Below are 20,697 nucleotides of genomic sequence, written 5' to 3' on the forward strand. Positions count from 1 at the left end.
CTTGTGGCCTGTCCTGAGAGTTTCTATATTGCACGCGAAGCCTTAATGAAACCGCTTGAGAGAGCACGCACATGCAACTTCCTCCGACTGTCACACCCCGCGCCTTCGACCGCCTCGTTGAAATTGGTGCCGCGATTGAGGGAAAAGCTTTGCGGATCGCTGTGGAAGGCGGCGGATGTTCCGGATTTCATTACGAAATTGCGCTGGATGATCCGCGCGAGGATGATTTGGTTTTGGAAGGATCCGGACAAAAAGTTGTCGTTGATGCGGTGTCCCTGCCGTTTCTCGGCGGTGCCACAATTGATTTCACGGAAGAACTGATTGGTGCTCGCTTCGTGATCGACAATCCGAATGCGTCGAGCTCATGTGGATGCGGCACGTCTTTTTCGATGTAACTTTAAGTTCCATTCTTAAGGCATTGTTTCAAAATCGCTTTAGCGCCTAAGCACGGGAAAACCCCTCAAAGAATTCACCGAACCTGTCAGAGGATTGCTCGGCGCCGCTCAGGATGTCAACGCCATCCACGCCGACGACATCCGTCATCGTTTCACGCATTCTTTCCCAGTCGCCGCTGCGCGCTGACCCTAAACTGAACATGTATTCCGACATGATGCGCAATGGGCCCGGCCTGTTTGTGCGGCGCGCGATATGCAATCCGTTTTCGCAAGGCGCGCCTGGGAAACTGCGGTGATCGGCAAGTTCGGCCCACCAAGAGGTTACCAAATAGGGATGATAGGCGTCGCTTTGTCCGTCGCCCGTCGCTTTCAACTGAAATTCGCCCATTTCTTGAACGATCCACTCTTCCCAGATCGCGCTTGGAATACGCCCTGCAAAGCGCAATGCAACACAGACCTCAGCCAGCAAATCGACATCCTGATCCAAATATGCAAGCAATCCGACGAATTCGAGGCTGGCAATTGCAGCCTCGTCCAGACTGGGATCCACAAGGCCGTAGTCGGACAGGTAAAACACAATGTGCGTTAATTCATAAGCCGCTTTTTTATTCGGTAGAACAAAGGTTTCCGACCGGTTCATAAAGCGGTGAAGCCGTTCATTCAACGCCGGATCCATTAAATCCAATCCACGCCGGCGCATCAAACGAATTGCCTCGGCGCGCTGCAAATCCGAAAGCTCTGCCTCTGCCAACTCCGACTGTGCCGCCCAATGACACAGCGCCGTCCCTTTACCAGTTCCAATACCCAGATCCTCAAGGTCGAGACAGATCGAAATCAGGAATCTGTAATACTGCGGGAAAAACTTCAGCCTTTCCTCCAGCCCGGCATAAACGGGCACATAGGGCTCAAGCGCACCCTCGCCCAGCAGCGCTCCTGTGGCCGCCAGAACATTCAAGACTTCGGCGTTCTCCTTGAGCCAGAACACGTCTTCTTTGTTGCGTCGGTTGCAAGCAAAGTTGCGGATCAAAAGAGCCTGGCGCTCTGCCAGATTTGGCCTGTGCGGCAGACCCAGAGTGATTACGTTAGACATTGGGGGTTCTTCCTTTCAGCACTGGATCTGCCGCAAATGTTTGGCTGGCGCCAACACCTAAACCGGTTGGCGTCAGCGAAGTCGCGGCCTTTACATGGAAGTCGTGAATAGACCTGTTTTGCCGCCTACCAGAATGTTTTCTTCGACGTCCACTGAGGCGGAGGTGAACATTTCTGTGCCTGCGCCGCATGTAACAGAGGCAGAAGTGAACATTTCTGTTCCTGCACCGCTGTGAAGGTCATTTTCGGTGCCAGAAAACTCGTGAGCGGCTGGCACTGCGATCATTGCGTTCGTCTTCATAGTCTATCCCTTTCAAATGAAGTTTCGCGCCTTAACGCTTGCCCGTTTATCTAGAATTTCCAAGAATATTTCGCGTTAAGAATGTGTTAACCACTTGTTATCCACAGGAGAAATCTCAGATACCGACCCCAAGTCTCACAGAACTCACTTGTGCAAACTTCGTTAATTTTTTTTTATCCACAGTCGCCAAATCTGTGGATATTAACCATTTGGGGGATGCGGGCGTTAACCTTTAACGAGAATCAGGTGCAAACTGCGCGTCGGTATGGCCCGGATTTGACGGCCAAGTCTCTTGCTCTGCTCCAAAGCTTGGGCGATAGCTGGCGGGGTCGGACAATGGGAGCGTTCACATGAAAATCGCCACATTCAATATCAACGGTATCAAAGCACGCATCAATGCCTTGCCGCAATGGCTTGATGAGGCCCAGCCCGACATCGCACTGTTGCAGGAAATCAAGTCAGTCGATGACGCCTTCCCCACCGAGATTTTTGAGGAGCGTGGCTACAACGTCGAAACCCACGGCCAGAAGGGTTTCAATGGTGTTGCCATACTGTCAAAACACCCGCTTGAAGATGTCACCCGTGGCCTGCCCGGTGATGACAGTGACGAACAGGCGCGCTGGATCGAAGCGACCGTCATGGGCGATACGCATCCCATCAGAGTTTGTGGGCTTTATCTACCGAATGGCAATCCAGCACCGGGACCTAAATATGAGTACAAACTCGACTGGATGGCGCGGCTCTTGACACACGCAGAACGCCTGTTGGCCGAGGAGACACCGTTCTTGATGGCGGGGGATTACAACATTATCCCACAGGCAGAAGACGCCGCGACGCCCGATACCTGGCGTGAGGATGCTCTTTTTCGATCCGAAAGCCGAGCGGCATTTCGCAAATTGCTCAATCTCGGCCTCACCGAGGCGTTTCGCGCCCGCACACAAGGCCCGGGACATTACAGCTTTTGGGATTATCAGGCCGGTGCCTGGAACCGGAACAACGGTATTCGCATTGACCACTTTCTCTTATGCCCCCAAGCGGCGGATATGCTCACCGACTGCGCGATCGACAAAGATGTGCGCGGGCGCGACAAACCTTCCGATCACGTGCCAGTCTGGGTCAATCTGGCCGCCTGAGAATTCACAGAAACCACGCGCGCCCACATAAACAATTTGTTCCTTGGGATCACCCCGATGTGCTGTCGGCCCGACCCTCAAAGGAGATTTATTGAAAACGCAAATGCTGCACGGACGGATTGCAACACCAACTCGGCCAGCCCAAAGCAGCCATGCAAACGTTCTGCCGGCATAGCCTGAGCCAATCGCTCTTGAGCAAAATGCGCAAGATCGGCAACCGGTCGGGGATCCGCGTCTCTCGCAACGCAGCGCCGATCAAATGGCCACCGTCGCGCCACCGATCCAACGTGACAAAGTATTGGCCTTGGAGCCACGGACCTCGCCCATGACACACCTGGGTCAGACGCGTTTGGCAAGACCAGCGCTTCTAAGGGCAATCTGTCCAACTTTTATGATACCAAAGAAACGCAAGTACCTGCGATTTTGTCAAAAGTGTCGCAAGCCAGCGCCAAGGATCCAACCAAATTTTATTGCCGGGATCAAAACAGCGATAGAGCAGTTTTTGACCATCAGACATAATCCTGCAGGGTGGACACAAGGCCAGATTGACCGCGCGCGCTTCGATGAAACCAACGCTGCGAAAACATCCGTTTCGGCGTAAAACGATTGTGACAAAATCACCGCGGAACTCAGGTTTCCCATGGGCGAAATGACGATGGACCTCGGTTTCAGCAAAGTTAATGCGCAAATTCAGCGTGGGCACTGAGTCATATGCTGCGTAACCAAACGCTCTTTGACCAAGCCGAATTTTGTGGGTCTGACACATCCGACGATGTCTCAAACTTTGTTACTCTGTCTTCCGCAGATCCTGATGCGAAAGACATCCAACTCAGGGAAGACGACCTCAAATCTCCGGCCAAACTTGGCATAGAAGCGCCGAACGGACCTTCAAAAGGCAATTGGTTTGCCAACCTTTTTTGGGGGTGCTGTGACGGGAAATGCCAAATGACACAGTCTTTGGCCCAACTCGTCAAGATCAAGCTGTTTCGCGATTATGATTGCAGGTCACACGAGACGGTGGCCTGCAACGACCCGGCGGCCAAGACTTAAAACACCACGGTGATAGTTTGATAGCAACCAATTTGGGACAAAGTCGAATTGCAAACATATCTGCGTGTAAGCCAGCCAATTTTGCTGAATTCGCCCGCCGTTGTCAGGATTCCGATGCGCAAGATGAGCGCATTGGTTTGGGCGTTCTGGGACGTTTTGAGCAAACAGAACAGTTGTCTCACATGATTTGCGCGGCCCGGCCACCGGACCAACCGAAGAGACCAGATCCCTTAATCACCGCGATTGGAAAGAATGGACACGCGTAAATGGCCTGACGATAACAGGGCGCAATATCCACCTATTCCGTTAAGCCTGCAGTTCAGCATCCCAATACAAGAAATCCATCCAGCTTTCGTGCAAGTGGCCCGGTGGAAATTTCCGACCCATGTTGCGCAGTTCTTCCGCGCCGGGTTGGCGTGGTGGTTTGCGCAGGTTCATGCCTGTCCGGTGCAAGGGTTTCGACCCCTTCTTGAGGTTGCACGGGCTACAAGCGGCTACGACGTTTTGCCAACTGGTCACACCACCGCTGGCACGCGGCACCACGTGGTCAAAGGTAAGTTCCCCTTTTGCGCCGCAATATTGGCAGCAGAATTCATCCCTCAGAAACAAATTAAAGCGCGTGAAGGCCACGCGCTTTTGAGGTTTTACATAGTCTTTCAGAACGACGACGGAAGGTATCCTGATTTCCGTGCTCGGGCTGCGGACAATGTCGTCATATTCAGCGACGATATCCACCCGGTCCAACCACGCGGCTTTGATGGCGTCCTGCCAGGGCCAAAGCGACAGAGGATAATAACTCAGTGGCCTGTAATCCGCATTCAGAACCAACGCGGGGCGGTGCCGCAGGCTCGCCGGGTTCCGGGTAAATTCAGTTCTGAAATTGCCATCCATCATTAAGCGTACCCTTTGCCGTTCCGCGTCCGGTCCGGCGTGTTCTTCGCGCCGATAGGGTGACTATATCTCGTGGTTTGCATCTGGCAAGCCCCTCGTTGACCACAACATGTCGCAGGTTGCTTAGGCCGCTTAAGTAACGGGCACGTGACAGTTATCCACTGATGCGCCCGACCCTTAAAGGCCGGGCAAGTGTTGCCACTACTCCGCGATAACGCCTGTGCGTTGTAGATGGGTCATGATCAGTTCAAAAATGCGATCCTGTTGCGCTTCGCGTTCCGACATACCTTTAACGCAAACGATCTCATCGCCGGGTTCTTCGCGTTTCAGAATGTCATATCCACCCTCGACACAGACACCCATGAAGTCGAAATGACCGACATCTTCCATTTCTTCATGGGTGACCCGCTCTGAAGGAAGCGCGCTTGCCAAAGCACGCGACTCAATGTCCTGCTCCAGCATGTCCTGCCGCCCCGACCCAAGTACCAATACCGGCATGTCAATCGCCGCCAGACTGGCAGGATCAAATGTTTGGGTTCCCCCCAAATCCAAAGGAATGACAGTGCGGATGCGTGGATCGGACCGGTCGCTTTGCAACAGCTCCAGATCATCCGGGCTGTGCCCCACTTTCCACATGTCCAGCGCCTGGCAATCAGGACGTTCCATAGCAGCCGAGCAGCTATCGTTGAAATGGGCCACATCGTGACGTGCACCTGCCGCCGCCATGACGGTATACCCCCCCAATGAGTGACCGATTGCAGCAACCCGAGTGGGGTCCATATGATCCGCCACACGGGGATCGGTCAAAAGTCCGTCAAAACTGACGCTCAGATCCGTCGCACGCAGCCAAAGCTGACGGGCCTGTTCCGGGTCACGTCCAAAGCTGGTGGTGCCGGGATGGTTCGGCATCACCGAGATGATGCCCTCAGCCGCCAGCCGTTTGGCGAGCCATGCCTGATTGAGCGAATTGCCGTACATGCCGTGCGAGATCAGAACCACCGGGAAAACGCCCGGTGCGATACGCGCATCCAAATGGCCAGAAACATCTCGCCACACGGCACTGCCGCGCAACAACCCTTCCTCGCCTTCGGCCAGCGTTGGATACCAAAAATGTCCGGCCAGCGCGCGTTCGACCCTGGTGTGTGCGGCCTTGAATTCGGCAACGGCAGGGCGAAACTCTTGCGCTTGGGCAAATCCCGGCACCAGCGTGATCAAAGCAAAGCTCAGACTGGCGGTCAGGGTGTAGAGTTGGCGTCTCATGAAAAGCATCCTTTCATTGGTTGTCGTGATGCTCCTGACTTGAGCCGCTTTGCAATTTCAGGCAAGGAAGGGGCTGTCCTGAAAGCTGTTTCAGGACAGATCGGCGCCGCTAAAGAGCAGGAAAGACAGTGATTTCCGTCCCCCTACCGCTTCTTTTGACCGGATGTGCAGCACTCATGATGGCATTGGTTGTCACGCGCCCGTGGCTGACGCACCGTGCGAAAATACTGTTCGCAACGCTGGCGGTCCTGATGATAGTGGAAACCGTTCTCGTTTCTTTGCGCTTTGCCTATCAGATAGGAAGCGTTCTGGCTCTGCAGCGTCTGCTGCCTTTCTGGATCGGGCCTTTGCTTTATCTTGGCTATGTCGCGCTTTCTGATCGTGCGGAACGTATGCAGATGATCATGCTTGGGCATTTGAGCTGTGCTGCGGTGATAAACATTGTGATCGCCAGTATTCCACAAACCCGCGTCGCGCTTGATCTACTGATTGGGCTCAGCTACGCAACTTATGCGGTTTTCCTGATGCGGCTTTGGCGCGGGGGACCCGATTTGCTGTCCCAGCTCCCGGTGGCGCATATCCCCAAGATGCGGCGTTTGTTGCTGCTTGGCGTCCTGCTGCTTGCTGTGACGTGTGTGATGGATACCGTGATCGCTGTGGATTTTGCGAGAAACGCAGGAGAGAACGTCTCGCGGCTCCTCTCCATCGGCAGCGCGATATTGATCCTGAGTTTTTGCATCGCCGCATTCTGGGTTGCACGCGCTCCAAAACACATACCGCTTGGGGTGCGCGCGCCCGAGGATCAGGATACGGCAATCTTGCGCCAGGCCACGCGGTTCCTGCATGAAAGCCGCCTGTTCACCGACCCAGACCTGTCCCTGACGCGGCTGGCCCGGCGGATTGGTGTCACCGATCGTGCATTGTCCACTGCGATCAATCGTGAAACCGGCAACAATGTGTCACAGTTTATCAACGGTTTTCGTGTTGCTGAAGCTGCCCGCTTGCTGCGCGCAACCAAAGATCCGGTTGGCACAATTGGCGAGGCATCAGGCTTTCTGACGCGCTCGAACTTTTACACAGAGTTTCAGCGCGTTCATGACCAAAGCCCCGGTGCGTACCGCAAAGGGTAAGCACCGGGGTTTGTGCGATTGAACAGGGCATGGGAGGCCTTTGCCCTTGCCAACGCGACATGTCTGCCATCATCAAAAAGGCAGGCTGACTACTATCCGCCGACCGCTTTGCGGTACTTTTTGTAGTCAGCTTTGATCGTGTTGCCGGCCGTTATTTTTTCGGGGCCGGGCTTGTACCATTCTTCTTTTTCGTGATTGCGCTGCCAAACCTGCCCTTCTTTGTCGACAACATGCCGCCAGCAGATTTTCTCCAGCTTGTCCGCCTCATCCTTGTTTTCCCATTCCCAAACGGCTTCATAGCAAAGGGTGCCTTTTGAGGTCACATACCACTTACCATCCGCATAGGATTTGTTGCCGTCTTTCTCACTCGTCCAGACCGCCTGAAATGCGCCCCCACCGCCCCAATAAGAGCCACCGCGCGACCAATTCCAAGTATTTCCCAAATAGGTTTGAATGATCTGGTTCGGATCAGCAGGTTTTGATCCACGTGGTTTTTTATCCGCCAGCGCAGCACTCCCGACGAGCACGAGTGATATGGTGGCAACAGCGCTCAATGCGCCCTTCATTGTTTTAAAAATCATATTTTTCTCCAAATTAATCGTCTTTGGAGCGTAACTGACCCTCTGGGTGCGTTTCATGATCCATATGGACTATGAAATTAGCTTTTTTGCAAAAGACACCCCAAAAATCTGCGCCCGAGTGACAGGCACCGGTGTCATGCGCCGCAACTGGACGCAGGCGCAGATTTATAAATGATGTGGCCTGGATTTAGAGGCTGAGCTTGTCGCGCATGAAGGCCAGCGCCACAGACAGGCCATCCGGTGCAATTCCGTGACCCGTACCTTTCATGATATGAGCATAGACGTCTTTCCACCCGGCCTCCTGCAAGGCTTCGGCGGCTTGTGGCAAGGACTGTGGCGGCACAACATCATCTGCATCACCGTGGACCAAAAGAATGGGCGGGCGCACCACGACATCATCGCCTAGCGTCTCCGGGCTGAGCAAACGGCCCGAAAAGCCGACGACCCCGGCGATCTCGTCTTCACGACGCGGTGCCACGTGCAGGGCCATCATCGTGCCTTGGGAAAACCCAAAGAGCACAACCTGTTCAGGCAGCACGTCTTCATCTACCATCAGCGCGTCCAGAAAGGCGTTCAGATCTTCCACGGATTGCGCCATGCCGCGCATGGATTCTTCCTCGGACGAGCCATCAATCCAGGGGATCGGAAACCACTGAAATCCCATGGGGGCCCCGGCACAATCCTCCGGCGCATCCGGCGCGACAAAGAGCGTATCGGGCAAATGTTCTCCCAACGGATCGGCCAACCCCAACAAATCCGCGCCATTGGCGCCGTAGCCATGCAGGAAAACCACAACAGAGCGTGTGTCGCCCGACGTCGGCGCGCGGCGTTCTGCATTCAATACCCGTGTCATGTAATCCCGTCCCTTTGCTTTGCGTGTCTGTAGTAGGCAAAGAGCAGCCGCGCCGCAACCGACCGCCAGGGCGACCAAGCCTCTGCCATCTGCCGCAGCGCGCGTTCCTTGGGCCGCTCTGGCAGATCATATAGAATTCGGGCGGCCTCTTGCAGCGCAAGATCTCCGGGCGCGAACACATCCGCCCGTCCCAGGGAGAACATGGCATAAATCTCTGCAGTCCACACACCGATGCCTGTAACCGCGGTGAGGGTCTTTATCACGTCGCCATCAGATGCAGTGCGCAGGGCACCATAATCTATTCGCGCCTCCGCCAGCGCATGCGCATATCGCGCCTTTTGACGGCTCAGACCCAGATCACGTAACGCCGCTTCGCTGTGATCCTGCACGGACTGTGCATCAAGGACACCGGCATTTCCCAATTTCTCCCAAAGCGCGCGCGCCGAGGCGGTGGACACCTGTTGGCTGACAATCGCGCTGAACAGCTCTGAAAAACCATCAGGTTTACGGCGCAGGGGCAACGGTCCTGTCGCCTGATAGGCGGCAGCCAGGACAGGATCACGCTGCGCAAGCCAAGTGGCTCCTTCCGACACATCCTCGTCAGTTTCAATAATGCGCCCAGGACTCACGGGTTGGCTTCCCAGGCCATGGCTTCGGCAACGCTGGTGACCAGAGGCATGCCTTCAGGCGTGTCGGGGCGTTCAATCATTGACACGCGGATGCCCAAACGCCGCGCGGCCAGAAGCTTTGACTTGCTCGCGATCCCACCCACGTTTCTGCATATCAATCTGGATACCTTCAATTCCCGCAACAGATTTTCCTCAGCTTGCTGAGAAAAAGGCGGTGTTCCAACGACGAATTTTACAAAATGGAACGGTGGCGGACGGGAGGATTTTTGCGTCTGGCGCAAGAACAAAGCCTCACCTTTGAAATCAGCAAACTCCGGCAGAGACGCCCGTCCTGTATTGCTGAAGGCGCGGGCGTTTCGGGGCAGGTCAATTGCGGCCTGCGCGATGGATGGGTAGTTGGTCCAACTGTCCTGCTGGGTGGGGAGCCATGCTGTGCGCAGCACCCGCACATAGCGTATGTTGCACGACAGGCAGACTTGCGCAGCCTGATCGGAGACCTCCGCATCAAAAGCATGGCTGGCATCAATCACGCAGCTTACATTTTCTGCGAGAAGCCAGCTCTCCAGCGCGTCGGTGTTCGGAAATACTCCCAAACGGGTTGGCACCGGCAGAGCATCAAACATCCGCTCCGGCTCGGGCAAACTTGCGATCACAGATCGCCCTCGCCCCAGCAAACCTGTGATGATCCCTTGCGCCTCCCGCGCGCCCGCCATCACCAGAGTTGTCACACCGCCGTTCATGCGCAGACCTTATGCCAGATCACGCGCGGCGCAAGAGGGCTTGCTCAGACCTGCCAAGAGGAATACGCAAGTCCCATGCAACACGTAGATGATACCCGCGCAAAGCGTAATGTGGCCGTTCTGGTCATGGCGCAGGCCTTTCTGGGCAGTCAGATCACGATGATTTTTGTGATCGGCGGGTTGGCGGGTCAACAAATGGCGGTGAATGCCTGTCTGGCCACTCTGCCGATCTCGATGATCGTGTTTGGGTCCATGACCACCGCGCCGTGGCTGTCAGCCCTGATGCAGCGCTTTGGGCGTCGCGCAGGTTTCATTGTTGGCGCTCTGGGAGGTCTGATCGGGGCTGCGATTTGTGCCTATGCGCTGACCCTATCGAATTTCTGGGTCTTTCTGGTAGGCAGTTATTTGACCGGCATCTATATGTCCTCGCAGGGTTTTTTCCGCTTTGCTGCGGCGGATACGGCCTCTGAGGCGTTCCGGCCAAAGGCGATTTCCTATGTCATGGCAGGAGGACTCTTATCTGCCATCATCGGGCCGCAGATCGTGGCTTATATGACGGGCAACAACGCCGATGCGACGGTGATGAGGTTCTTTCCGATCTATATGGCCGCTATGGCGCTGAATGTCATGGGCATGTTCCTGTTTGCCTTTTTAGACATTCCCAAACCCCCAAAGCGCACCGAGGACAGCCCACATGGCCGATCCTTGATGGAACTTTTAAAAACACCACGCATCGCCGTGGCGGTGATCTGCGCCATGGTGTCTTATGCGTTGATGAATCTTGTGATGACTGCGACTCCGCTGGCGGTCGTAGGATGTGGTTTTACTGAACCCAATGCAGCGCATGTGGTCACGGGCCACGTTTTGGCGATGTTTGCGCCGTCCTTTTTTACTGGTCATCTAATTGTGCGTTTTGGCGTGGAAAAGATCATGGGGCTGGGCATCCTGATCCTCGGAGCTGCGGGCATGGTCGCTCTATCGGGCGTGGAATTAAGTCACTTCTTTATCGCCCTGATCCTATTGGGCTTGGGGTGGAATTTCGGTTTCATCGGAGCAACGACGATGCTCGCGGGGGCGCATAGACCAGAAGAGCGTGGACGGATGCAAGGGTTGAATGACCTTTTGGTCTTTGGTGGAGTCACGCTTGCCTCCCTCTCCTCGGGCGGTTTGATGAATTGCTCAGGAGGCACACCGCAAGAAGGATGGGCCGCTGTGAACATCGCCATGGTGCCATTCTTGGTACTCGCAGGGGCTGCGCTAATCTGGCTGATGTTGCGCCCCAAAGCACAGACCGCGTGAGGTCAGGACCACTTCCACAGCAGATAGGAACGCCTCAAAGGGTGTACGGCGATGGCGTCATCTGCCACGCGCTGCGGCTCTTTCGCAATCTGGCTCAACACCGGGTTTGTCAGAAAGGCTTCTGTCATGGCTGGCCGTGCCGTCTTGGTCAAAATGCTTTTGACTTCACGCGCTGACGGGCAATCTGCCTGCATGGTTTGCGCCAATAGGCTGATCGCCTCTGCGCGCCCATCCACAAGCGGAATACGTCCCTGTGCCTCAAGTGCAGGCACCGCCTGCAAAAATCGCGCCAGACCCGTGGCGCGCCCGAGTTTACGAATAGCGCCCTCACCCCCTGTGTCGGTCACGCCCAAAGCCCGCGCTGCCACCCACATCAAACCAGCGGCAGTTTCATTCAGATAGCTCTCGAAATGGCCTGCGTCCTCAAAGGCATCTTTGTAAATGTCCCAGCGCCGCGCCGCGACCAGCCGATCCAACACTTTGGCCCCCTCTGCATCAATGATCGACGCCAATGGCGTGACGACCTCATGACGGCGCACCACAGCACCTGTGCCAATTTCCTCCAAGGCATCGCGCCACCATTGCAGGCGCATTTCCGCGATCATGGGTTCCTGCGTCACCCAAGGCGCGCGGGACACTTCGACGTTGAACGCATAGAGCGGAAACAAAACCCGGCGTGCAGCCACAGGGCTGGCCATTGCGGCGGCAAAGCGGTCGGGATCACCCTTTTCGACCAAGGCCGCGCAGGCGGTCAGGTCCGCGTCAAAACGCATTCGGGCGCACCACGCTCAGCAAATAGCCGAAACTGTCGCGATGCGCGCGCCAGCACGCGGCCTCATTCTCTGCTTCCTCAAGAACCTGCACCATCGCGCCCGTGGCACCGGGACGTAATTGAGCAATGCGCGTATCCAGCGGTCCAAAGTAGTCTTCCCACGCAGCATCGGAGAGTTTTCGCGTGGCCAGTGTTTCGAAACCTGCCGCCCGCACGTTTTTTGCGACGCCCTGAATATCCGTCATGGCAGGGTAGTCAGCCCAAAGCTTCACAGCGGCCTCGGGACGCGCATCGCTGAACCAGCAAACCTCAGAAAAGGCAACCACACCGCCCTGCGCAAGGGCTGAGCGCCATTCCTGCAACCCTTGGGTGATACCCAGAAAGTACATCGCACCCGCGCACCAGATCATGTCATAAGGCCCGGTGATCTCTGACATATCGGCGACCGCGAGCGTAACATTTGGATCATCGTCGTACCGTGTGCGCGCCTGATCGACAAACGCGCTCACCTTGTCCATGGCCGTGATGTGCCCCTCTGGCGCCACTGCGCGCAAGGCCGCAATATCCGCGCCCGGTCCGCAAGCGGCATCACAGATGCGCGCGTCCGGCTTCAGCTTGGCAATGCCAGCAGCCCATTCAACATCCGCCACCTCTCCCGGCCCTTCGCGGGGCAAATCGCGGTGTAGTTGAAAAAACGCATCCCAGTAAGCTTCGCTCATTCTGCCACCTTTCTGTCGCGCAGCAGTTTCCAACGGATCGCGTCCAGCAATGCCTCAAAGGAGGCATCAACTATGTTCGCAGACACGCCCACGGTGGACCAACGCCGCCCCTGCCCGTCCTCTGAGTCAATGATCACGCGCGTTACAGCCTCTGTACCGCCCTGCGTGATGCGCACCTTGAAATCCACCAGACGCAGGTCGTCGATGATCTGCTGATAGCGACCCAGATCCTTGGCGAGCGCCTTGGCCAAAGCGTTGACCGGACCCCGATCCGACCCGGTTTCATCCATCGACTCACTGACGGAGAGTTTCTTGACGCCGTCCACCTTCACCACAACCACAGCTTCGGACAGGCTGATCATCTTGTCATATTTGTTTTTGCGTCTTTCTATGGTCACACGGTAACGCTTGACCTCAAAAAACGTGGGCATCTGTCCCAATATGTCACGCGCCAGCAATTCGAAACTCGCCTGTGCCGTGTCATAGGAATAGCCCTCCGCCTCACGCGCCTTGATCTGATCAAGGATCAGGCCCAGCGCCGGGTCGCCCTTGGCCACGCTGATCCCGGCCCCGTTTAAGCGTTCGCGCAGGTTGGATTGTCCCGCCTGATTGGACATCGGGATGATCCGCGCATTACCGACATCCCCCGGCAGGATATGTTCATAGGTTGTTGGATCCTTGAGGATCGCGGAAGCATGAAGACCCGCCTTATGAGCAAAGGCGGAGGACCCAACAAAGGCGGCCTGGCGAAACGGAACGCGGTTCAGGATTTCATCCAACATGCGGCTGGTGCGTGTCAGATCTTTGAGCGCTTCCCGTGTCACGCCGATCTCATAGCGGCTCGCATAGGGTTCTTTGAGCAAAAGGATCGGAATGAGCGAGGTCAGGTTGGCGTTGCCACAGCGCTCACCCAGACCGTTCAGCGTGCCTTGGATCTGGCGCGCGCCCGCATCAACGGCCGCGAGCGTACAGGCCACAGCGTTTTCGGTATCGTTGTGGGTGTGGATGCCCAAGCGATCACCCGGAATGCCTGAAGCGATGACTTGCGCCGTGATGTCGGCCACTTCGTCGGGCAATGTACCACCGTTTGTGTCACATAAAACGATCCAGCGCGCGCCGGCATCACAGGCCGCATGCACGGCTTTCAGCGCGTAATCCGGATTGGCGCGATAGCCGTCAAAAAAGTGCTCCGCATCAAAAAGCGGTTCACGCCCAGCGCTTTTGAGATGCGCAATGGAGCGCGCGATGTTGTCGGTGTTTTCTTCCAGCGAGATACCAAGAGCAGCACTTACATGAAAATCATGCGTCTTGCCGACAAGGCAAACGGCCGGGGTCGCCGCGTTCATCACGGCGGCCAGAACATCATCGTTTTCCGCGGACATCCCCGCGCGCTTGGTCATGCCAAAGGCCGTCATGGTGGCGCGGATCTTGGGCGCGTCGTCGAAAAACGCGCTGTCAGTGGGATTGGCACCCGGCCAGCCGCCTTCGATGTAATCGACACCCAATGTGTCCAACGCCTCCGCAATGGCCCGTTTCTCTTCGGTGGAGAACTGTACGCCCTGCGTCTGCTGTCCATCACGCAGGGTGGTGTCATAGAGATATATGCGTTCCTTCATGGCCGCACTTCCAGCAGCGATGGCCTGAAAGCATACCTTACGGCGCATGAGGTAGGGTGGGCTTTAGGCCACCATCTGCCGGTCATTTAAGGGCCTCGAGTTTAGCGGGGTCGAAATTTGCCTGCCTTTCCCATTTCGTACCTTCCGAAGTATTTTTCACAACAACTCCCGCTTCGGTCAGCCCTTCCCTGAGACGATCTGCTTCGCCGAAGTTCTTCTCGGCTCTGGCTCGGTCCAACAGCTCCACAATCAGTTCGATGCCGTCGACGGTAGCAAATGCACTGGAAACAACGCCACGGCGTTCATCGGTGTTGCGCGCTGTATCTCCCGCAGTAGCCGAGCCCTGAAGATCGAAACCAAGAATAAGCTGGCTTGCATATATCTGATCTAGAGCAGCAACTCTTTCTTCCGGAGCGGCAGGAAGGTTCTTGAGGTGTTCGCGAATTGATCTGATGGCCTTTGGAGTGTCCAGATCATCTTTTAGGGCATTCATTACACCCGGTATCGGACAATTCCCCTTTAAGGTCTGAAGCGTTTCTGATCCGTCCCTGCCCAAGCCTTGGGCGAACTCTCTCACTATAGCTTGCGCTTCGCGTCGTCTTTGCACGCCAAAATCCATGACTGAACGGTAGTGAGACAATAAAAACGCAGCACGTATTTCGTCACCATTCATTTGAATAGACATAGTCGCATCGATTGTATCATGGAGATTCGATAAGCCATCAAGAACCTGCCGCACAGTGAAGAAATTGCCCAAAGACTTGGACATCTTCTTGCCCTCGACTTGCAACATCTCGTTGTGCATCCAGACATTGGCCATCGCCTCGGTGTCATTGGCACAGCAGCTTTGCGCGATCTCGTTTTCATGGTGCGGAAATTGCAGATCCAATCCGCCGCCATGAATATCAAATGTGTCCCCGAGTAGCGCTTTTGCCATAGCGGAACACTCAATGTGCCACCCTGGCCTGCCATAACCCCAGGGGCTTTCCCAGCCCGGTTCATCAACGTTTGAAGGCTTCCACAAAACAAAGTCCATGGGATTTTCTTTTCCTTCGCCGACTTCTGATCTCAGACCAGCGATCATGTCATCGATAGTTCGGCCTGATAACTCCCCATATTTTTTGTCAGCTTCGACATTGAAGAATGAGTGTTCGGGTGCCTTGGATGCTTTGAAGTAGACGGCGCGCGAATTGTGGCCATAACTAATCGGCTTTGAATACGCATAACCCTTTTCAATGAGCGTTTTTATCATAGCAATCATCTCAGTGATATACTGCGTTGCGCGGGGCATTTCGTTTGGCTCCATCGCGCCCACCGCGGCCATATCTTCAAGAAACCACTCGATTGTCTCATCCGTGATATCGTTGATGGCACGACCGGTTTCTGCGGCACGCGCGTTGATCTTGTCCTCCACATCCGTGAAATTCCGCACGTAGGTCACATGCGCATCCCCGTAGACATGACGCAGCAACCTAAAGAGCACATCAAACACAATCACCGGACGCGCATTGCCAAGATGGGCACGGTCATAGACCGTAGGGCCGCAGACATACATCCGCACATTTTGAGGATCGATCGGCACGAAATCCTCTTTGGTCCGGGTTTTGGTGTTGTAGAGCTTGAGTGTCGTCATGACAGTCGTCCTTGCGCGGGGTGACGCGGGCTTAGCAATCTTGTGGAGGTATGGAAACGACCTAAAAACGCCCGCTGGGTGCGATTAGCAAATAATACAGCAAATGAGCGTGGTTTTGGTCATGCGCCATGCCTAACCCGCCCCTGCGTCTGTGGTCAAGGGTGATTGACGAATCAAACGCCCTCTGCGCCCCTGCGACCAAGGCAGGAAAGGACAGACCATGCAATTATCTCAGCGCATTACCGGGCTGACGGGGGGCGGCTCTGACGGATGGGACGTGTTTCTGAAAGCCCGCGAGATGATCGCTGATGGCATCAATGTCATCGAACTGACCATTGGTGAGCATGACATTCGCACCGCAGACCCCATTTTGCAGGACATGCATAAGGCCGCTATAAACGGGCACACGGGTTATGCCGCCGTTCCGGGCACAAAAGCACTGCGTGAAACGGTTGCTGCGCGGGTCGAGGCGCGCACGGGCATCCCAACGACGGCGGACAACGTCCTGATCACGCCCGGCGGCCAAGCTGCCCTTTTTGCCGCGCATATGGCAGCTTGTGATCCCGGCGATACCGCACTTTACGTTGATCCCTATTACGCAACCTACCCCGGCACGTTACGCGGTGCGGGCGCTGTTCCACAGGTGATCGAAACCCGCGCAGAAGACGCGTTTCAGCCCCGCGCTGACGCGATCAGGGCGCATTCTAAAACGGCGCGCTCCCTGCTGATCAACTCCCCCAACAACCCCACTGGCGTGGTCTATTCCGATGCGACGTTGCAGGCGATTGCAGATGTCTGTCAGGAGGATGATCTGTGGCTCATTTCTGACGAGGTCTATGACACGCAAGTCTGGGAAGGACGTCACCTGTCGCCCCGCGCCCTGCCAGGTATGGCCGAGCGCACGCTCGTGGTCGGGTCCATGTCCAAATCACACGCGATGACCGGATCGCGGTGCGGATGGATCATCGGCCCAAAAGCCGCGATCGCGAACCTGATCACATTGGCCACGCATACCACCTATGGGGTGCCGGGCTTCATTCAGGACGCAAGCCGGTTTGCCTTGGATCAGGGTGCTGAATTTGAAGCCGACATTGCGCGCCCGTTTCAACGCAGACGCGCCATCGCAACCGAGGTTTTGGCGCGCCAGAACACTGTCGCGCTCGTCCCGGCGCAGGGGGCGATGTATCTGATGCTCGATATCCGCGCGACGGGCATGACGGGCGAGGCTTTTGCTTATGACTTGTTGGAAGCACACAATATTGCGGTAATGCCCGGTGAGAGCTTTGGCGCCTGCGCGGCGGGACATATCCGTGTCGCAATGACGATTGAGGATGAGGCTTTCGGGAACGCTCTGGAAATGCTCTGCGCGCATGCCGAAACACGCGCGGCCGCGTAAAAAAGGCCCGGCGGATTGCGCCGCCGGACCTTTTCAGAAACGGTCAGGCTATCAGAACTGCCATGACGCGCGGATGGTGAAGGTATCAGCATCCGCATCAAGGCCGGATGTGCCCCCAAGATCGCTGAAACTGTGTTTGAGGTATTCACCGCTGATGATGACCTGTTCTGTGGCTTTGTACGACACGCCGACGCCGTAGAAATCGCCGGTATCTCCGCCTACGGAGGTGTCAACATCTGCAAGGCCAACCGTGCCGTAAAACAACGTGCGACCAAAGTCATATCCGCCGCGCAGCTTGGCACGCCAGACGGAATCGATGGATTGACCAATCGGCGCACCCGCCGATTCAAGGTCGACGCTGGCATCATCATAATCGACCTCGCCGCCGACAACCCAGGACCCGAAGTCGTAGTTATACCCGGCATGCAAACCAAAGGTCGTGTCATCACCGCCGACGCCCGCGAGGCCGCTTTCGCCATCCGCATCCAGATTACCGATCTGGGCACCTGCGTAGAAACCGGTCCAGTTGCCGCCGCTATAAACCGGCGCGGGTGGCGGGGCCGCCGGCGCGGGCGCAAGTACGGGTTCATCCAACGCGCCCGCAAAGGCGGGCACTGTCACCGCCGCCGTGACGGCCAAGGCGGCTGCTGCACTCAAGATAATCTTCATTCTCGTATCCTCGATCTGAGTTTTGGACGCTTTTTTCGCGTTCCTGCCGTTCAAATTGGTCACGCGCGACACGGGTTCAATGCACGTTTGCTCAATGAAATGTGATCCCGGCAAAACCGGCCAGAAGCTGCGCAGCCAAGCATGGAAAAACGGCAAGGCTCCGCTTTGAGGCGGAAACCACGCGGACTCTCAATAACGACATGAGGTCGCAAACAAGCTTGACCGATGCAAAGATTTGGCCGCAGGTTGACGCAGGGAGAAGGCCGCCGAAGATGCAGGATGACCTGAGTAAAATCAAACTGGTGGTACGCACGATTGGTGCCGAGCGCGGTCGCGCGGCCCGTGGACGCCCTGTGCTGGAATAGACAATTTCCAGCAACTCTTCTCTCAGGATGATCCGATGACTCAAAAAACACAAACACGCAGCGGTGGACGCGCGGCACGCAGAGCAGCGCGCGCGGCCCCTCTTGCATCACACCTGCGCCCGATCCGACCGGGCATGAATGGCGGGACCTATACCCCGCTGACGCCCGCACAAATGGACCGTATTCACGCCACGGCATTGGATGCTTTGGAACAGATTGGTCTGGCGGATGCGCCGCCCTCTGGTATTGCCTATTTGACCGAGGCCGGTGCAGTTTTGGGCGATGACGGGCGCATTCGATTTCCCCGCGCCCTGATTGAGGATACCATTGCGCGCGCAAACCGCACCGTCACTTTGATGGCACGCGATCCACAGCACGATCTGGAATTGTCTGGTCACCGGGTGCACTATGGAACGGCCGGTGCTGCGGTACACCTTGTGGAAGCCGATGGCCGGAATTACCGCGAATGCGGCGTTCAGGATTTGCATGATGCAGCGCGCATCGCGAACACGCTCGACAATATCCACTTTCTACAGCGTCCGATGGTGTGCCGCGATATCACCGATAATCTGGAAATGGACGTGAACTCCATCTATGCCTGTTGCGCTGGGACAACGAAACATATTGGCACCTCTTTCACGCAACCCCAATACGTCAAACACGGCATTGAATTGCTGCATATGATCGCGGGCGGCGAGGACAAATGGCGCGAACGCCCTTTTGTCAGCAATACCAATTGCTTTGTTGTCCCACCGATGAAATTCGCCACTGAGTCCTGTCAGGTGATGGAGGAATGCATCAAGGCGGGCATGCCTGTGTTGCTCCTGTCGGCGGGCATGGCAGGTGCGACGGCTCCCTCGACTGTTGCCGGCGCAATCGTTCAAGCGGTGTCGGAGTGTCTTGCCGGACTGGTCTATGTGAACGCGGTCAAACCGGGGCATCCGGCGGTTTTTGGGACCTGGCCATTTGGCCTGGATTTGCGCACCGGGGCGATGACCGGGGGGTCTGGCGAACAGGCCTTGCTGACGGCCGGATGCTCTCAGATGCACAAATACTATGATTTGCCAGGAGGCGCTGCCGCTGGGATATCAGATTCCAAACTGCCGGACATGCAGGCGGGCTGGGAACAAATGTGTTCCAACGTCATGGCCGGTTTGTCCGGGTTGAACATGGTTTATGAAGCCGCCGGGATGCACGCCTCGCTGTTGGGTTTTTGTCATGAGTCGCTGATTTTGGGGAATGACCTGATCGGACAGGCAATGCGCTGTGTCCGCGGGATCGAGATCACCGATGATACGCTGGCACTGGATCAAATCCGGGAAGTCTGTATCGGTGGGCCGGGTCACTATCTGGGCACCGAACAAACGCTTGGACGCATGGAGCAGGATCACGTTTATCCGAGCTTTGGCGATCGCACATCACCTAAGGAATGGAACGAGTTGGGCAAGCCCGATCTCATCGAAAAAGCCACAGCGCGTAAAGACGAGATCCTCGCACAGCGCGCGACCGCACGCTTTGATCCAATGCTGGATGCTGACATTCGACAACGATTCAACATTCACTTGCCGGGTTAATGGTGCGACAAAAAATATGCCCGGTTCCTGGGGGAGGAACCGGGCACCTGTAACCTCAATCGCCTGCTGATCTGCAACAGTCAGACGGCTTCAGGTCTTTGGCCTGTTTAGGCTGGCATCAATCCGGCTTCCTGTGCGGACTGCACCTCTGCTTCGTCAAGTGCGCCGTCTGCATTCAGATCCATTGTGGTGAATGCTTCGGCTGTGACGTCAGGATAAACGGCCTGCACCTCGTCGATGGTCAAAACGCCGTCCCCATTCGCATCGGCACTCAAGGCTGCCACTGCGGCGGATGCCGACAGAAGAGCGATCAGAGCGATGGTTGGTTTGTTGAACAGTGTCATGTGGGGTCTCCCATTTAAGTTTGAACGTAAGTGTTCTGAAACGCTGTTGTGCGCTTCATTAAGACAGATGCAGGAAAGGCGGGTTCCGTCCCTGCCGCAGGACGCTTATGCCCAATCGCGCCATTCCCCGCCGATCCGGCGCACGCGCAGTGGCGAGGCGTTGCCGAAAAAGGGCGCAAAGGTGCCATCGGCAAAAACCCCCCGTCTGGTACAACTTTAAAGACATGCCATGTTTGGAGAGTTCCATCAAAACAGGAG

The 20,697-nt window shown here is 56.1% G+C and carries 20 protein-coding genes; 6 read left to right on the forward strand and 14 right to left on the reverse strand.

Going from position 1 to position 20,697, the window contains the following annotated elements; genetic code table 11:
• The first annotated feature begins 71 nt into the window (after positions 1–71).
• On the forward strand, positions 72–395 hold the full coding sequence (locus R8G34_04685) for an iron-sulfur cluster assembly accessory protein (GenBank protein ID MDW3222172.1): 324 nt from the start codon (positions 72–74) through the stop codon (positions 393–395).
• A 46-nt stretch (positions 396–441) separates the two neighbouring features.
• Here R8G34_04685 and R8G34_04690 read toward each other — a convergent pair whose 3' ends face one another.
• Both R8G34_04690 and R8G34_04695 read right to left on the reverse strand, forming a co-directional pair.
• Positions 442–1,485, reverse strand: a complete 1,044-nt coding sequence (locus R8G34_04690; GenBank protein MDW3222173.1) for a hypothetical protein — start codon at positions 1,483–1,485, stop codon at positions 442–444.
• A 90-nt stretch (positions 1,486–1,575) separates the two neighbouring features.
• Positions 1,576–1,785, reverse strand: coding sequence for a DUF6749 domain-containing protein (locus tag R8G34_04695; protein ID MDW3222174.1), 210 nt, complete (start codon positions 1,783–1,785; stop codon positions 1,576–1,578).
• 350 nt (positions 1,786–2,135) lie between these two features.
• Between R8G34_04695 and xth the strand changes: the two genes are divergently transcribed.
• On the forward strand, positions 2,136–2,918 hold the full coding sequence (xth, locus tag R8G34_04700) for an exodeoxyribonuclease III (GenBank protein ID MDW3222175.1): 783 nt from the start codon (positions 2,136–2,138) through the stop codon (positions 2,916–2,918).
• 1,356 nt (positions 2,919–4,274) lie between these two features.
• On the opposite strand, the gene R8G34_04705 is transcribed toward xth, so the two are convergent.
• Both R8G34_04705 and R8G34_04710 read right to left on the reverse strand, forming a co-directional pair.
• A complete protein-coding gene (locus R8G34_04705; protein ID MDW3222176.1) occupies positions 4,275–4,859 on the reverse strand; it encodes an HNH endonuclease in 585 nt (194 codons plus the stop codon).
• A 201-nt stretch (positions 4,860–5,060) separates the two neighbouring features.
• Complete coding sequence (locus R8G34_04710) at positions 5,061–6,119, reverse strand: prolyl oligopeptidase family serine peptidase (GenBank protein ID MDW3222177.1); 1,059 nt, start codon at positions 6,117–6,119, stop codon at positions 5,061–5,063.
• A 176-nt stretch (positions 6,120–6,295) separates the two neighbouring features.
• On the opposite strand from R8G34_04710, the gene R8G34_04715 reads away from it, so the two are divergent.
• Positions 6,296–7,249 (forward strand): AraC family transcriptional regulator, encoded by a 954-nt coding sequence (locus tag R8G34_04715; protein MDW3222178.1) that lies wholly within the window; start codon positions 6,296–6,298, stop codon positions 7,247–7,249.
• A gap of 92 nt (positions 7,250–7,341) precedes the next feature.
• Here the strand turns inward: R8G34_04715 and R8G34_04720 are convergent, their stop codons facing one another.
• The 4 genes from R8G34_04720 to R8G34_04735 all read right to left on the reverse strand — a co-directional run bounded on the left by R8G34_04720 (position 7,342) and on the right by R8G34_04735 (position 10,052).
• Complete coding sequence (locus tag R8G34_04720) at positions 7,342–7,830, reverse strand: DUF995 domain-containing protein (protein ID MDW3222179.1); 489 nt, start codon at positions 7,828–7,830, stop codon at positions 7,342–7,344.
• 187 nt (positions 7,831–8,017) lie between these two features.
• Entirely contained in the window at positions 8,018–8,683 is a 666-nt protein-coding gene (locus tag R8G34_04725; GenBank protein MDW3222180.1) for an alpha/beta fold hydrolase, read from the reverse strand.
• Positions 8,680–9,312, reverse strand: coding sequence for a DNA-3-methyladenine glycosylase 2 family protein (locus R8G34_04730; protein ID MDW3222181.1), 633 nt, complete (start codon positions 9,310–9,312; stop codon positions 8,680–8,682). Before R8G34_04730 ends, R8G34_04725 begins: the two co-directional genes overlap by 4 nt.
• The gene (locus R8G34_04735; protein ID MDW3222182.1) at positions 9,309–10,052 is read right to left on the reverse strand and encodes a precorrin-6A/cobalt-precorrin-6A reductase; all 744 of its coding nucleotides are present in this window, start codon (positions 10,050–10,052) and stop codon (positions 9,309–9,311) included. Before R8G34_04735 ends, R8G34_04730 begins: the two co-directional genes overlap by 4 nt.
• 75 nt (positions 10,053–10,127) lie before the next feature.
• On the opposite strand from R8G34_04735, the gene R8G34_04740 reads away from it, so the two are divergent.
• Positions 10,128–11,351, forward strand: coding sequence for an MFS transporter (locus tag R8G34_04740; protein MDW3222183.1), 1,224 nt, complete (start codon positions 10,128–10,130; stop codon positions 11,349–11,351).
• Positions 11,352–11,353: 2 nt separating this feature from the next.
• Here R8G34_04740 and R8G34_04745 read toward each other — a convergent pair whose 3' ends face one another.
• The 4 genes from R8G34_04745 to cysS form a co-directional block, all read right to left on the reverse strand.
• Complete coding sequence (locus R8G34_04745; GenBank protein MDW3222184.1) at positions 11,354–12,124, reverse strand: squalene/phytoene synthase family protein; 771 nt, start codon at positions 12,122–12,124, stop codon at positions 11,354–11,356.
• Positions 12,114–12,842, reverse strand: a complete 729-nt coding sequence (locus tag R8G34_04750) for a class I SAM-dependent methyltransferase (GenBank protein ID MDW3222185.1) — start codon at positions 12,840–12,842, stop codon at positions 12,114–12,116. Before R8G34_04750 ends, R8G34_04745 begins: the two co-directional genes overlap by 11 nt.
• The gene (gene cimA / locus R8G34_04755; GenBank protein ID MDW3222186.1) at positions 12,839–14,458 is read right to left on the reverse strand and encodes a citramalate synthase; all 1,620 of its coding nucleotides are present in this window, start codon (positions 14,456–14,458) and stop codon (positions 12,839–12,841) included. Before cimA ends, R8G34_04750 begins: the two co-directional genes overlap by 4 nt.
• 82 nt (positions 14,459–14,540) lie before the next feature.
• A complete protein-coding gene (gene cysS, locus R8G34_04760) occupies positions 14,541–16,091 on the reverse strand; it encodes a cysteine--tRNA ligase (GenBank protein ID MDW3222187.1) in 1,551 nt (516 codons plus the stop codon).
• A 220-nt stretch (positions 16,092–16,311) separates the two neighbouring features.
• On the opposite strand from cysS, the gene R8G34_04765 reads away from it, so the two are divergent.
• Entirely contained in the window at positions 16,312–17,487 is a 1,176-nt protein-coding gene (locus R8G34_04765; protein MDW3222188.1) for a pyridoxal phosphate-dependent aminotransferase, read from the forward strand.
• Positions 17,488–17,538: 51 nt separating this feature from the next.
• Here the strand turns inward: R8G34_04765 and R8G34_04770 are convergent, their stop codons facing one another.
• On the reverse strand, positions 17,539–18,156 hold the full coding sequence (locus tag R8G34_04770) for a porin (GenBank protein ID MDW3222189.1): 618 nt from the start codon (positions 18,154–18,156) through the stop codon (positions 17,539–17,541).
• 400 nt (positions 18,157–18,556) lie between these two features.
• Between R8G34_04770 and R8G34_04775 the strand changes: the two genes are divergently transcribed.
• Positions 18,557–20,095 (forward strand): trimethylamine methyltransferase family protein, encoded by a 1,539-nt coding sequence (locus R8G34_04775; protein MDW3222190.1) that lies wholly within the window; start codon positions 18,557–18,559, stop codon positions 20,093–20,095.
• A 107-nt stretch (positions 20,096–20,202) separates the two neighbouring features.
• Here R8G34_04775 and R8G34_04780 read toward each other — a convergent pair whose 3' ends face one another.
• Complete coding sequence (locus tag R8G34_04780; GenBank protein ID MDW3222191.1) at positions 20,203–20,439, reverse strand: hypothetical protein; 237 nt, start codon at positions 20,437–20,439, stop codon at positions 20,203–20,205.
• Between the last annotated feature and the right edge of the window lie 258 nt (positions 20,440–20,697).

It is taken from the genome of Paracoccaceae bacterium (genome assembly GCA_033344815.1).
Lineage (GTDB): Bacteria > Pseudomonadota > Alphaproteobacteria > Rhodobacterales > Rhodobacteraceae > Roseobacter.

Coding starts and splice junctions, on each gene's coding strand:
- R8G34_04685 (MDW3222172.1), top strand. CDS start 72: ATGCAACTTCCTCCGACTGTCACACCCCGCGCCTTCGACCGCCTCGTT.
- R8G34_04690 (MDW3222173.1), bottom strand. CDS start 1,485: ATGTCTAACGTAATCACTCTGGGTCTGCCGCACAGGCCAAATCTGGCA.
- R8G34_04695 (MDW3222174.1), bottom strand. CDS start 1,785: ATGAAGACGAACGCAATGATCGCAGTGCCAGCCGCTCACGAGTTTTCT.
- xth (MDW3222175.1), top strand. CDS start 2,136: ATGAAAATCGCCACATTCAATATCAACGGTATCAAAGCACGCATCAAT.
- R8G34_04705 (MDW3222176.1), bottom strand. CDS start 4,859: ATGGATGGCAATTTCAGAACTGAATTTACCCGGAACCCGGCGAGCCTG.
- R8G34_04710 (MDW3222177.1), bottom strand. CDS start 6,119: ATGAGACGCCAACTCTACACCCTGACCGCCAGTCTGAGCTTTGCTTTG.
- R8G34_04715 (MDW3222178.1), top strand. CDS start 6,296: ATGATGGCATTGGTTGTCACGCGCCCGTGGCTGACGCACCGTGCGAAA.
- R8G34_04720 (MDW3222179.1), bottom strand. CDS start 7,830: ATGATTTTTAAAACAATGAAGGGCGCATTGAGCGCTGTTGCCACCATA.
- R8G34_04725 (MDW3222180.1), bottom strand. CDS start 8,683: ATGACACGGGTATTGAATGCAGAACGCCGCGCGCCGACGTCGGGCGAC.
- R8G34_04735 (MDW3222182.1), bottom strand. CDS start 10,052: ATGAACGGCGGTGTGACAACTCTGGTGATGGCGGGCGCGCGGGAGGCG.
- R8G34_04740 (MDW3222183.1), top strand. CDS start 10,128: ATGCAACACGTAGATGATACCCGCGCAAAGCGTAATGTGGCCGTTCTG.
- R8G34_04745 (MDW3222184.1), bottom strand. CDS start 12,124: ATGCGTTTTGACGCGGACCTGACCGCCTGCGCGGCCTTGGTCGAAAAG.
- R8G34_04750 (MDW3222185.1), bottom strand. CDS start 12,842: ATGAGCGAAGCTTACTGGGATGCGTTTTTTCAACTACACCGCGATTTG.
- cimA (MDW3222186.1), bottom strand. CDS start 14,458: ATGAAGGAACGCATATATCTCTATGACACCACCCTGCGTGATGGACAG.
- cysS (MDW3222187.1), bottom strand. CDS start 16,091: ATGACGACACTCAAGCTCTACAACACCAAAACCCGGACCAAAGAGGAT.
- R8G34_04765 (MDW3222188.1), top strand. CDS start 16,312: ATGCAATTATCTCAGCGCATTACCGGGCTGACGGGGGGCGGCTCTGAC.
- R8G34_04770 (MDW3222189.1), bottom strand. CDS start 18,156: ATGAAGATTATCTTGAGTGCAGCAGCCGCCTTGGCCGTCACGGCGGCG.
- R8G34_04775 (MDW3222190.1), top strand. CDS start 18,557: ATGACTCAAAAAACACAAACACGCAGCGGTGGACGCGCGGCACGCAGA.
- R8G34_04780 (MDW3222191.1), bottom strand. CDS start 20,439: ATGACACTGTTCAACAAACCAACCATCGCTCTGATCGCTCTTCTGTCG.